Below are 12,996 nucleotides of genomic sequence, written 5' to 3' on the forward strand. Positions count from 1 at the left end.
TAAAACTCCCTCACTTTTCCCTCAGTTCCTATGTGCCATAATTCTATCTCTATTTATTGAACTGTCGTTCCAAAGGTTTAGATGTCACTTTCTTCTCGTTTCCAGTCTTTAACGCGAGAAACGGCTTTCTGCCACCCTAAATAAAACCTCTTACGTTTGTCGTTGGGCATCTGAGGTTTAAACTGGTCATCAATTTGGTACCTTTGAATGAGTTCTTCTGTATCCGGCCAGAAGCCCGTAGCTAGCCCAGCCAGGTAAGCGGCACCAAGAGCAGTCGTCTCGATGCATTTGGGGCGTTCGACTTGAACTCCTAGAATATCCGCTTGGAATTGCATCAGGAGATTGTTGGCAACAGCACCCCCATCGACTTTTAGAAGCTTTAAAATAATTCCTGAATCCGCTTCCATTGCAGTTAGGACGTCCTTCGTCTGATAAGCCATCGATTCAAGGGCTGCTCTTATGATGTGATTTTTTCCACTTCCGCGTGTGAGACCGAAGATGGCACCTCGGGCTCGCATATCCCAGTGAGGGGCCCCTAATCCAGTAAAAGCAGGCACGACATACACTCCCCCATTATCAGGGACTTTGGAAGCAAAGTACTCTGAATCGGATGCGGTTTCGATGAGTTTTAGTTCATCACGAATCCATTGGATAACCGCTCCAGCAACGAAAATACTTCCTTCAAGCGCATAGGAAACTTGACCGTCAATTCCCCAAGCAATCGTTGTCAAAAGACCACTCTGAGACTCAATTATTTGGTTTCCAGTGTTCATCAACATGAAGCAACCGGTCCCATACGTATTTTTCGCCATGCCTGGTTCGAAACACGTTTGCCCAAAAAGAGCCGCTTGTTGATCTCCAGCAATTCCAGCGATTGGAATTGCATGTCCGAAAAATCCCCCAGGTGCTGTATTTCCGTAGATATGACTTGAAGGCTTAACTTCTGGGAGCATAGAGGCGGGCACTTGAAGTTCCTGTAGAAGCTCTTCATCCCACTTAAGCTCCCGAATGTTATAAAGCAACGTTCGCGAGGCATTGGAATAATCAGTGACATGCACTTGGCCTTGCGTAAGTTTCCAGACGAGCCAGGTATCCATGGTTCCAAAGAGAAGTTCTCCTCGTTCTGCCCTTTCACGAGCGCCCTGCACATGATTGAGGATCCACTTAATTTTCGTTCCAGAAAAATAAGCATCTACCACAAGACCTGTCTTTTTTCTGAACATAGGTTCCAGACCTCGAGCTTTTAAGTCATCACAAGTCTCAGTCGTTCTCCGACATTGCCAGACAATGGCTGGATGAATGGGCTTGCCCGTATGTCTATCCCAAACGACCGACGTTTCCCGCTGATTCGTAATTCCGATGCCTGCAATTTCTTCTGGATATATTTGTGATCGGGCAAGAAGTTCCGCGATCACCCCGTATTGTGTGCTCCAGATTTCCTCAGCATCGTGCTCTACCCATCCTGGTTGCGGATAATACTGAGAAAATTCCTTTTGGGCGATGCCGATAATGTGACTGTCACGGTCGAAGAGGATAGCGCGACAGCTTGTTGTGCCTTGATCGAGAGCGAGGATGTATTTTTTGTTCATGTGTAATCTTCCCCTCCGAAAGTTACAGAAGAATAAAGTAAGTCCTCGCAAAAGAGGCTTATTTCTTGTAAATCTGTTTCAAAAATATAAATGTGTAGGGTATAGATTTAAAGATTTTCTTCAGTATTAAAGCTCCTCAATTTTTGTTTTGAGCCAATGTTTCATTTCCTGAATCACTTGCATATCCTCTTCTGCACCCTTTACGGTATCCAGTGCTTGGAGTATGCTTTCACTCTTTAAGGGGAGGTCGACGAGAGACGAACCGATGTGCTCGATAAGATTTGCATTCATTGCATCAGAATAAATCTTTGACTCAGTGATTCGACCATTGCGAAGAGTCAGGCCAAGGTCAATGCCCCCCCAAGGGAAGCGAGTTTCAAAGATGACATCGAATTGAGGAGTCTTCCCATAGAGCCAATCCCAGGAAGAATACTTAGTATAGAGTTCTTTCAAGTCATGGTCAGTATTCTTGATAAGAATGGGTTCTGGGCATTCCCCATAAAGTTCTTGAAAGCTTAGTTTCAGGGTTTCCTTCATCTTCTCAATCGTCAGTGCGGGCAAGTAATTGCAAAGATTGGTGATTCGGGACTGAACTGAATCGACTCCTTTGGCAACCATCTTTTCCTTAGAGACTTGAAGATATGAGGCGACTTTATTAGCATCGACATCGATGAGTACCGTACCGTGGTGATAGGCTTTATTCTCTTCGAAGTAAAAGGCATTTCCGGAAAACTTCTTCCCGTCCACTGTTAAATCATTACGTCCGCTAAATTCAGCCTGAATCCCAAGCCTCTTAGTCGCTTGGAGAATGACTTGGAGTTGTTTATGAAGGTCATAGAGGGAGCGATCCATAATAAACGTAAAATTAAGATTCCCTAAGTCGTGAAATACTGCTCCCCCACCAGAAAGTCTGCGGGCGAGCTTTCCCCCATCACTTTCAAGCTTAGTACAACGGCATTCCTTCCATGCGTTTTGGTTTCTACCGATAACAACAGTATTTTGATTTTGCCAAAGATAGAGAATGACTTGATTTTCCTCCACATTTCGTAAAAGAGACTCTTCCAAAGCAAGGTTATGCCACGGATCATAAGAGTCCGAAAGCACGATTTTGCTTTTAACAGATTGATTGATCATGGTTAACATCCTCTTTCTTAAACAGGGACTTTAAACCAGACACACGTCCCCATCTTTAATTCACTATCGATATGAAGGCGAGATTCCTCGCCAAAATGATAGGTAAGTCGTTGATTGACATTATACAGGGCAAGTCCTGTCCCTTCTTGAGATTCGGCTCGACTGTGAAGTAACTCTGAAATTCGTTCAGGAGAGATTCCATTGCCGTTATCTTTCACTGAAATAACGGCATATCCCTCTTCTTCAGTGACGCGTATGAAGATCTCCCCGGTCTTTTCTAACCCTTTTAGGCCGTGCCTTATCCCATTTTCAACAAGAGGTTGGAGGGTAAGCGGGGGCAAGAGAACATGTTCGAGCTGAGGATTGACATCAATTTTTGCGCTTAAGTCCTCAGTGAAGCGAGCCTGCTCTATGTCCAGATAGGCATGGGTATGGTCGAGTTCCTGCTTCAGTGTAACAAACTCATGAAGAGATGAATTAAGGTTCTGTCTGAAAAAATACCCTAGTTGTATAAGAAGCTTCCGAGCCATGTCAGGCTTTGTTCGAATGAGAGAAACAATCGTATTCAAAGAGTTAAACAGAAAGTGAGGATTAATCTGTGCCTGTAAGGCTTTGATTTCCGCTTCACGAATGAGCTGGGCCTGGTTTTGTGCCGCGACGACTTCAAGCTGATGTGAGAGAAGTTTGGCAAGGCCTTGAGCCACCTCAATATCGACGGGTTTAATCTGCTTCGGGTTAGTAAAGTAGAATTTAAGCACCCCTATGACTTCATCCGATTTCTTTAAAGGGATGATAATTGCAACTGCGAGAGGACATCCTTTTTGCGGACAATGAATTTCATCGAGCGATTTTGGTATATACATCTCACCAGTATTAAGAACCCTCTTTGTTGCTTCAGTTAATACGGTGTGGCCAGGTAGGTGATGATCATCCCCTATCCCGACATGAGAGAGAATTTTTTCATGATCCGTGATAGAGACTGCGGACACATTCGTTGTCTTTAATAGAAGTTTGGAAATCGCTGTTGCTGATTCTTCTGTGATCCCTTGACCGAGGTGAGCAAGCATTTGATCTGCAATATGAAGAACTTTTTGGGCTTGATTCGCTTCGATGCGATCCTCTTCGTGTATGACAGAGCGAATGATTGCAATAAAAATGGCAATACCGATACTGTTAGCGAAAATCATGGGAAGGGCAATGACCTGTACTAAAGCCACTGCACTTTCCCAAGGTCGTGCAACAATAAGGATAATCAACATCTGTGCCGTCTCGGCGATCACTCCAGTAAGAAGCGCTTTAGAAGTTGAGACAATTCTGCGACTTCCAAGCTTGTAATATACAAGTCCAGCAATTAACCCTTCAGTTACCGTGGAAATTCCACAGGCCAAACCTGTGAAACCACCCAGTAAAGCTCGGTGAATGCCCGCGATGAGGCCAGCCCCAAGGCCAACCCAAGGACCTCCTAAAAGTCCGCCTATCGCCACTCCGACGACACGCGAATTTGCAAGGGCCTCCTCAAAACCCATTTGGTCAACACGGGGAGCCCAAAGAAACGAATGAGTACTAGGGCGAATCGAAATCCCCGTATAAGTGCCCACGATTCCAAATAACCCAAAGACGATTGAGAGTTTGATAATTGTCCCAAAATCGAGCTTATGATCGATGAGATTGCGGAACGTGGTTAGGCGCGTGACTAGGAACGCGATGGCAACAATCAATCCGATATGTTCTATCATTAGAAATAGAAGTTGCACAGTTAGGAAACTCCTTTACTTTGGATATGAAGATAAGCAAGTGATTTTTGACTGATTCAAGCTTGCCCGATTATCGAAAGATCAATGTGTACGGTTCAAATATTGGTTCATTACATCACTTGGGACTAAACTCCCACCAGTCGCCCAAACAACATGGGTGGCTTTATTCATTTTGTTCTCTAAATCGAATCGCTTTAGATACCTCTGTCCTGTTTCGGCTCGTAAAAGTCTTGCCACTCCAGGTATACCAGCAAGTGCGGAAGGCTCTAATTTAAGGTTCTCAGTTTCATTTAGGGCCATAAGCAAGCTGAAGAGTTCTTCATCATTAATAGTATAAACTCCACTGAGTAAGCTTTCAATCGCCTTTCCTACAAAGCTGGAGGGCCTGCCTACGGCTAACCCATCGGCTTCGGTCTTGTTATCAAGCCCTATATCTTGAACTGCAATCTGATCATGGAGTCCAGTTGCAAGTCCTAAAAGCATACAGGGAGAATGAGTTGGTTCAGAGAAGAAACAATGGACACTTTCACCGAAAACTTGCTTCAAACCATAAGTTACTCCTCCCGGCCCACCGCCTACACCGCAGGGAAGGTATACCAAGAGCGGATGTTCGGAATCAACCCTAATATCTAGCTCATCCAGCTGACGCTTTAAGCGCAAGGCAGACACCGCATAGCCCAAAAATAAGTCACGGGAATTCTCATCATCCACAAAATGACAGTTGGGGTCTTTTTTTGCTTGCTTTCTCCCTTCTTCCACTGCTTTGCTGTAATCTGAAGCGTATTCGATGACCCGAACGCCCTTTGAACGTAGGAGTTCCTTTTTCCAAGCCTTCGCATCCGAGGACATGTGTACCGTGACCTGGAAGCCAAGCTTCGCTCCAATCACGCCGATACTTAGGCCGAGATTTCCTGTAGACCCCACAGCTATCGAGTAGTGGGAGAAGAATTCTTTGAACCTCGGAGTATTTAGGATGGAATAATCGTCGCTAAGGGTGAGCATACCGTTCGAAAGAACGAGGGCTTCCGCAAGTTTGAGAACTTCATAGATACCACCTCGAGCCTTAATTGAACCAGATATCGGGAGATGGCTATCGCATTTGAGCCATATTCGTCCGGGTATAACAACGTCATAGCGTTTTTCAAGATATCTCTGCATGTTTAAAATAGGGATAAGAGACGACTCAATAAGTCCCCTAGCTGGGTGAGTTTCTGGAAACGCCTGGGCGATATAAGGTGCAAAGCGGAGAAGTCTTTCTTCTGCCTCATAAATCTCTTCTTCTGCTATTGGAGATGAGTTTTGTGGCGTATTCGAAGATCTAGAGTAATCTGCCCCGGATGGAGCTTGAGATAGAGATTTTGTATTGCATTTTGGGTTGATCCAGAATACCTCTTTAGCAGAGATTAAATCCTTGAGTACAGGGTATTCTAAAGTCCATTCTTTAATCGACTTGCCCTTGATAAAAGAAGTGTCCAAGTGAATTTTGCCTCCTCATACCGGTTTTGTAAAATGGAAACTTTAAAGGGTAATACCTTAATAGCAAAACATATCGCTCTGTGCATTAAAACGCCTCTATAAATCTCCTTTACTCACTTCAAAATAATCCATAGTCGATGTTACCTCAAAGCCACATGAGCTATATAGATTCAAAGCACTTTTATTCTTAACTTCTACTTGAAGCATGATGTCTTTTAAGTCTCTTTCTTTTAGCTTTTCTATCGCCCTACCGAGAATCTCTCTTCCATAACCCTTTTTACGATACTCTGGAAGGACTCCTAAACCATAAATACCTCCTACTTCATCACCAAATTCCAAATGAACTTTCCCTATTACTGTGTGATCAATCTCTGCTAAGTAGATACTTGTCCCACTCTGTTCTTCTTCCTCAGGCTTAATAAGATCCTCTTCTTTGAACTCAATCTCAAAATAAACTGCGTTTTGCATTGCGATTTCTTTCGCATCTTGATTGGTCGCTTTTCTCAAAACTACATTATTCAAGTTTAAATCTTCCTTTGGATTGCAACTCAAAAACATCTCATATTCTGAGTGATCATGGTTAGCTGCACAGTTACGCTTGATAAATTCAAGTCCAGAGAGAGAATTGTTATCACAAAGTAAAAGCATTTTTTGTGATTCTCTTTTGCCCCATTCATCTTTAACGAAAGAGAATAACGTTTTAAATACACCCCTCCTTCTATACTCAGGATGTACCATACCATTAACTTCTATGGCATCTCCACCAAAATGGCATATACCGATATAACCAATAAGATTATCCTCATCATAATACATAAATTCATTAATGTTATTTATGCTTCCGTTTAGTGCCTCTGACCTACGTAATTTGTAATCGAGCTCTAACTTTAATGTGGATTGATTCAGTTCTGAACAAAGCTTTTGAAGATTATTGATATCGGTATAGTCCTTTTGATCTAATTTTTCTTTTAATTTTAAATGAGGATTTATTAGGTCTCCCATGGCCTTTCTTTCCCTCCTGACGATACCCAGCTCCTACTTCCCCAGCGGATATTGATCTAAATTTCTCTGAAGAGCAAGGATTGTATTTTTCTCAACAAAACAACCCAGCCAAGCAACAAAGCTCTTTCAAGGTTCTGACACGAGGAGATGAAGGCAGCAGTTTCTTCAAGTTGTTCCTCGCTTAGGGAGACTATAATCATATTATCCAAAATAAGCTCCTATCTTTGTTTAAAACGAATAAAGGATTCCCTACCCCCAATTCATAATCAGGTTGTAAAGGAAATTAAACTTCGATTTCTTTAGTCTACGAAGAATACTTTTACTCTCCTTGCCCAAAGAAACTATGTAAAGTCATACCGAGAATAACAAGAAGAATTCCAACGATTGACCAAGGTGCAGGGTACGGACCTTGAAGGATTACCAATTCTCCTAAAAGTGCAAAAATAACTTCACCAGACTGTGTTGCTTCCACAGCAGCAAGCTTATGAACATTACCCTTCGTCATATCTGTTGCCGAGAAAAAGAGTATCGTTGCTATAACACCGGAGGAAAGGGCGACGATTACAGCTTGCATCGTCTGATTCTCGCTTGGAAGCCCGACTTCAGCTACCCCAAGAATCGATAATACAAACCAAAAAGGGAGGCTAGCGAGGGTCATTCCGAGGACACGTTGATAGGTATCGAACCGTTGCTCACACGCAACCATCATTTTGCGATTACCTAATGGGTAAGCAAATGCAGCAACTAAAACAGGCATTATCCCGAATAATACTTCTTTGGCCGTAAGAACTTGGGCCTGCTGTAGTTGAATTAAAGCAATTCCCATTAAAATAATCATAGAAATGGCTAAGCCTTTAAAAGGTATTGATGATCGGACTTTTTCTAGTCCAGTTCCATTTTGAATCGCGGTGTGAAAAAACGGAGCAAGGAGTGAGCCTGCCACGATCGTAATCTGCCACAGGCTTGCAACCAACCAGGCTGGTCCATAAGCTGCTGCAAAACAAAGTGGCGCATAGAAAAGACCAAAACCCACGGTACTCCATCCCAGCCAGATCGAAGGTCTTTTACGCATATCTAATAAAAGAGGCCTTAAATTCCCTCTCACCATAACCAATATAAGTAGAGGCGGCACCATAAAGACATATCTTAGCACTGCACTCCAGATCCAACTTCCACCGGATAGATCCATAGCTCGATTTAAAACAAAAGTTACTGCAAAAAAGAATGATGCTAAAATTCCAAGTACAATTGCCTTCAAACGTTTTCCATCCTATTTATAATATTCCAATTTCTTGTAGGAGTAAGAACATATTATTTAAATTATTATTTCTTTATCGAGGACTTAAAACCTTTAATTTTGAAAAACTCATTTGCATTTGTTTTAATTTACTTTTTCCTACTCCATATCCACTAGTTTCTAAATACTTATGCATGATTCGACACAAAGAAAAGGATCCGAAGTATCCCGTAGGACAAATCGGATCTATTTTGCATCCTTTGTTGAATTACATATGGGTCAGACTATTCCCTAAGACACATGGTGAAATATCAGTTTCATTGACACTCTAGAATCGTGCTGCTTTGTTGTATTCCATTTCCTTGACTTCAAAGTGGTACCAATGGAAATCTCCAGTTTTTAATTTCCAAATAAGATCACCTTGAGACGGAACTCTTAGCCCGTTAAACTCCTTGTATTCTGTCATAACGCAAGACCACGTTTCCAATCGGTACTCCCCATCGAAATCTCCATAGCGCTGGGCTACAAAGCTTAGAACCTCGCCTTTTTCGTTAAAAGTAAACACTCCAGAAGCATTTACTCCCTTGTAACTCATGGTCGCTTTGGCTGAGTTCGAGTCGATCCCTTCCCATTGGATATAGTCACTTAGGGCTGCTGTAGGAAACCACATGGTCTCTGCGAGATAGCGTAAGAGAGTTCCTTGATCGACTTCTTTTCCGCTTCCATTGGCAACGGTTATAAGGGATAAGAGTTTAATAAGCATATTTCCGCTACCCTCAATATACTGATCCCGTCCAACAATGTGGAACAGAGGTGCAGCTTTAATATCAACCGCCCAGATAAATCCGGGTTCTTCTGTTCTAAAGAATTGTTCCACTTTGGCACTCATCCAGGGCTGATCTGCTTTCAATCTCATGGTAACATCTTGCTTTGTCCGTACTGCGACAATACTCTCTTTGCCAATGACTTGAGAGTATTGCAACCAGTTTTGAACTGGTCGTGGTAAAGCTTCAAGGTCTGCACTCTGTATAATTTCATGTTTATTTTCCACGACACTATATAACTCTTTAACATCCTTATCAGTTTTTTGGTTGAATTGGAGATTTGCGATCATTGAAACAATAACAACCAACACTACAATGGCGACGAGTACACTTAGGATTACAAGAACAACTCTACTCATGATTCGGCCCTCCTTAACGGTTTTGACCTGCCATCTTTCTTCGGTTTCTCTTCGAATCGGATTCAATAAATGGGATGGTGTTCCTCCTTTCTAACTATAATCCCCTGAAATAAGAGGTTAAAATGCTGATTGATTAAACGATCGACCTGATCCGCCGAGATATCTTTCTCAACTAGAAGTTTAATAATGAGCCCAAAGGTTGCAGTCCAGATAATTTGAGCGGTCAGTTCCGAATCACAAAGGGAATAACAACCTTGCTCTACTCCCCTTTCGAGATTTTCGCATAAGACTCGCATTGTCGGACTCTTTTCCGAAATTCCTTTCTCAAGCAAGCCTGTTCTTTTCAAAATAGAAGGATCATCATTCAGCATTACCGCTTTATACTCTTCAGGTATGGAAAGAGCTACTTTAATATAATTTTGAAAGATCTCTTTCATTTCTTTTACAGGCTCATTTTCATTGCGTTTCACGGAACGGATCGAAGTGAGGATCTGTCCGAAGCCTTCATTAACTATGGTTTCAATAATTTCGTTTTTGTCCTTAAAATAATGATAGATAATCGCGGGAGAATAATCCATGGCATTGGTAATCTTACGGATGGACAACCCTTGGATCCCCTCCTTGGATATTATATTTCTAGAGACCTCCAATATAATATTTCTAATCTCTTCTTGTTTCTCTAACTGCCTTTTCTTACCCAATGTTGTACCGCCTTCTTTTATCAACCTAAACTCTATTTAATATTTGAACACTGTTTAATTTAATTATAGATTACTGTACAAGTTTAAGTCAAGTGCGAGAATACACTTTTTACGAAAGCGATATATGTTCTAAGAAAGTTTATATATGTATTAAGGAAGCTTACATCCATTGGGTTTCAACTCGTTTGGGGTTCAAAAAGTCAATTAGACTTTTCGCACTTGTTGGTTTAACATATCCTGGGCTTTTCCACTAATCTCCCGACTAAAGAAATAGGAGTCAAGTATCTGATAGTCATTAGATAAACATAAGACACGTGGCAAGGTATATTAACCCTTACCACGTGTCTTGATATAACTGCGGCTAGACATTTAACAAAAGCCTAACGTTGGCTTCGGTAGTGTTCCTTAAGCTTCTGGTTAATCTTTTTCCATTTCTTTTTCTCTTCAAGATGCTCGAAAAGATTTGTTTTACGCGAAATATAACTTGCTTCCTTCTGTAGCTTTTTGAAGCTTTCATAGCGTTCTTCGACGAGTGAGCCTTCAGCAAGTGCTCTTTGAATCGCACAGCCTGGCTCAGTCTCATGCAGACAATCGGAAAAGCGACAACGGCTGGCATACTCATAGATGTCCTCAAAAGCATCATATAGCCCATCACCTGTTCCATAGAGCTGAAGCTCGCGCATCCCAGGGGTGTCGATGAGAAGCCCGCCTTGGGGCAACACAAAGAGTTCGCGAGAGGTTGTGGTATGACGTCCTCTGCTATCGGCTTCCCTGACTTCGTTGGTTTTCTGAACCTCTAGGCCAAACAATTGATTGACAAGCGTAGATTTTCCAGCTCCAGAAGATCCAAGTAAGGCTACAGTTTTACCAAGACTAACGTAGTGTTTGAGTCCGTCTATTCCTTGGCCGGTTATACAGCTGACAGGGTGAACTGGGACTCCGGGTGCTGAGGCTTCGACCTCCTTGACTTTTGCCTGAACATCCTCACAAAGATCTGATTTACTTAAGAGGATGACTGGACTTGCCCCACTTTCCCAGGCCAGGGTAAGATAGCGCTCAATTCTACGAATATTGAAATCAAGGTTAAGTGCACTGACGAGAAATACCGTATCGATGTTTGTGGCTATGATTTGCTCTTCAGATGTTTTACCTGCAGACTTCCGAGAAAATTTGCTTTTTCTTGGAAGAATAGCTTGAATTATCGCAAGCTGTGAGTCTAAATCACTCTGTTGCTCTACAAGATGATCCAAGACAACCCAGTCCCCTACCGCTGGAAAATCGCATCGCTCAAGTGCTGAATAGCGCATTTTACCAGATACAGTAGCCCAGATTTCCCCGATTTCCGTGTAGACTTGAAACCGATTTTTATGCTCAGCAGAAATGCGGCCAATTTGAAAACCGCTTGCCAAATAGGGTTGGAAAAGCGTAGCAAAATGATCATTCCAACCAAGATCTTGTAAACTTAATTTTGAATTCAGATGGGAACCCTCCTTGACGTTGTTTTAGTCGCGGAAGTCCCGTTTTAGACGAGATTACTAAATGAGACGGTCCCCGCGACGTTGAGAATAAGCGTGAGTAGAAACAATGACAGATTCTTTTTTAACCATAATTCAACACCTCGCTAACACTAGAATACATTCATTGTATAAAATTAACAGGAATAACGCAAGAAAGGATATGTAAATTCGCCAATCAATGAGATCATTATCTGAATCGTACGATGATAGTAAAAAAGGCCCCCAAGACCGAAAGTCGAGGCAACCTTTAAAACTAAATTCTTATAGTCTCTCTATTAAAACATCCTGTGCGCCTTCCCAGAGTACAGTTCTTCCTAACTCGGGGAGTTGATCGAGTCCTTCGACTATGGTAAGGAAATGATTCCCCGCGAGTTGTCCCATTTTACTTGAAAAGCAGGTACTCCCGTAGGGGAATAGAATTTCTGTTTCACTAATTCCTCCGGGGTAGAGTAAAACTTCTCCTTTAGAAGGATGGCTCGTATGATTTTCAAAATCCACTCCAAACTTAAAATCTCCAAGTGGAATCCAAGTTGCTTCCCCGCTCCATCTCACGTGAATCATTTTACTCTTGAAGGGAAGATGACTCAAGAATACAACACAGGTTTTTGGTGCTTGATCTTCTTCGAGCCTCGCCTTAAACGTAAATTTTCCTACAGTTATCTTTAAAAAGGTCATGAAGTGCCTCCTTTAGCTTCCTAAGATTATTTTACACCTGAATCAGGTAGGAAGACAAAACTTGCCCCGCGACCCTTTGGTCTTGGGGCAAGTCGAATATTATAGATTTAACGCCTACGAGCGTATGACCATCCACCACGTGCTCTGGGTTTTCCGAGAACTTCTGCCCAGATTACTCCCTGCATTAAAGAATCATCCGTTATTCCAGGAAAACGTGTTGGACTTTCCTGTAGTTTCGGCTCTCTGGATCGAACTTCTTTGGGAGTAGGTTCAAGAAGCCCTCCACGATCCGGAATATCTTTACTTTTAGGCGACTCTTCTGTAGCATAGTTTCCTTCTGGTTCATTGTATCCCTCTGCTCCAATGGTGCCTTCACTTCCGAAGGTTCCTTCTGTGCCCCAGACACCTTCAGTATCTCGGGAGCCTTCGCTACCTGACATACCTTCCGTTCCAAAGCCCTCAGTCTTAGCATAGCCTTCTCTTCTTAGCTCTTCAGGACTTGGACGGATTGTTCTTTCAGGCTGGTGTGTCTGTGGCTTAGGATCGAATTCTTGAGGGAACCATTGGCGTTCCAGCTCCTCCATCCTCTCTCTCCAAGTCTCCTGAGGAGGAGAAGGATTTTGTCGTCGGTTCTTCGGTGCTTTATTCTTAGGATTAAACATGGTTACAATCGCATAGATAAAGATAATTATAGGTAAGAAGGAGAAAAAATCCATCTAAATTTCACC

Annotated in this window: 11 protein-coding genes; all 11 read right to left on the minus strand. The window is 42.4% G+C overall.

Annotation, left to right across the window (positions count from 1 at the left end):
• Positions 1-77 precede the first annotated feature (77 nt).
• The 11 genes from glpK to ACZ42W_RS11470 all read right to left on the minus strand — a co-directional run bounded on the left by glpK (position 78) and on the right by ACZ42W_RS11470 (position 12,984).
• A complete protein-coding gene (gene glpK, locus ACZ42W_RS11420; protein WP_464165488.1) occupies positions 78-1,589 on the minus strand; it encodes a glycerol kinase GlpK in 1,512 nt (503 codons plus the stop codon).
• Positions 1,590-1,715: 126 nt separating this feature from the next.
• A complete protein-coding gene (locus tag ACZ42W_RS11425; RefSeq protein WP_464165489.1) occupies positions 1,716-2,723 on the minus strand; it encodes a lipoate--protein ligase in 1,008 nt (335 codons plus the stop codon).
• Between the two features lie 17 nt (positions 2,724-2,740).
• Positions 2,741-4,477, minus strand: a complete 1,737-nt coding sequence (locus tag ACZ42W_RS11430; RefSeq protein WP_464165490.1) for a LytS/YhcK type 5TM receptor domain-containing protein — start codon at positions 4,475-4,477, stop codon at positions 2,741-2,743.
• Positions 4,478-4,558: 81 nt separating this feature from the next.
• Complete coding sequence (dsdA, locus tag ACZ42W_RS11435) at positions 4,559-5,953, minus strand: D-serine ammonia-lyase (RefSeq protein ID WP_464165491.1); 1,395 nt, start codon at positions 5,951-5,953, stop codon at positions 4,559-4,561.
• A gap of 96 nt (positions 5,954-6,049) precedes the next feature.
• Positions 6,050-6,955, minus strand: a complete 906-nt coding sequence (locus ACZ42W_RS11440) for a GNAT family N-acetyltransferase (RefSeq protein ID WP_464165492.1) — start codon at positions 6,953-6,955, stop codon at positions 6,050-6,052.
• 319 nt (positions 6,956-7,274) lie between these two features.
• Positions 7,275-8,213, minus strand: a complete 939-nt coding sequence (locus ACZ42W_RS11445; protein ID WP_464165493.1) for a DMT family transporter — start codon at positions 8,211-8,213, stop codon at positions 7,275-7,277.
• A 307-nt stretch (positions 8,214-8,520) separates the two neighbouring features.
• Positions 8,521-9,375 carry a DUF6544 family protein gene (locus ACZ42W_RS11450; RefSeq protein ID WP_464165494.1) on the minus strand — a complete coding sequence of 285 codons (855 nt, stop codon included), beginning with the start codon at positions 9,373-9,375 and terminating at the stop codon, positions 8,521-8,523.
• A gap of 62 nt (positions 9,376-9,437) precedes the next feature.
• The gene (locus ACZ42W_RS11455; protein WP_464165495.1) at positions 9,438-9,980 is read right to left on the minus strand and encodes a TetR/AcrR family transcriptional regulator; all 543 of its coding nucleotides are present in this window, start codon (positions 9,978-9,980) and stop codon (positions 9,438-9,440) included.
• Positions 9,981-10,456: 476 nt separating this feature from the next.
• Positions 10,457-11,326 carry a ribosome small subunit-dependent GTPase A gene (gene rsgA, locus ACZ42W_RS11460; RefSeq protein WP_464165496.1) on the minus strand — a complete coding sequence of 290 codons (870 nt, stop codon included), beginning with the start codon at positions 11,324-11,326 and terminating at the stop codon, positions 10,457-10,459.
• A gap of 528 nt (positions 11,327-11,854) precedes the next feature.
• Entirely contained in the window at positions 11,855-12,268 is a 414-nt protein-coding gene (locus ACZ42W_RS11465; RefSeq protein ID WP_464165497.1) for a DUF3830 family protein, read from the minus strand.
• A gap of 107 nt (positions 12,269-12,375) precedes the next feature.
• The gene (locus tag ACZ42W_RS11470; RefSeq protein WP_464165498.1) at positions 12,376-12,984 is read right to left on the minus strand and encodes a hypothetical protein; all 609 of its coding nucleotides are present in this window, start codon (positions 12,982-12,984) and stop codon (positions 12,376-12,378) included.
• Positions 12,985-12,996 lie beyond the last annotated feature (12 nt).

The sequence above is a fragment of the Desulfitobacterium elongatum genome, from assembly GCF_055378975.1.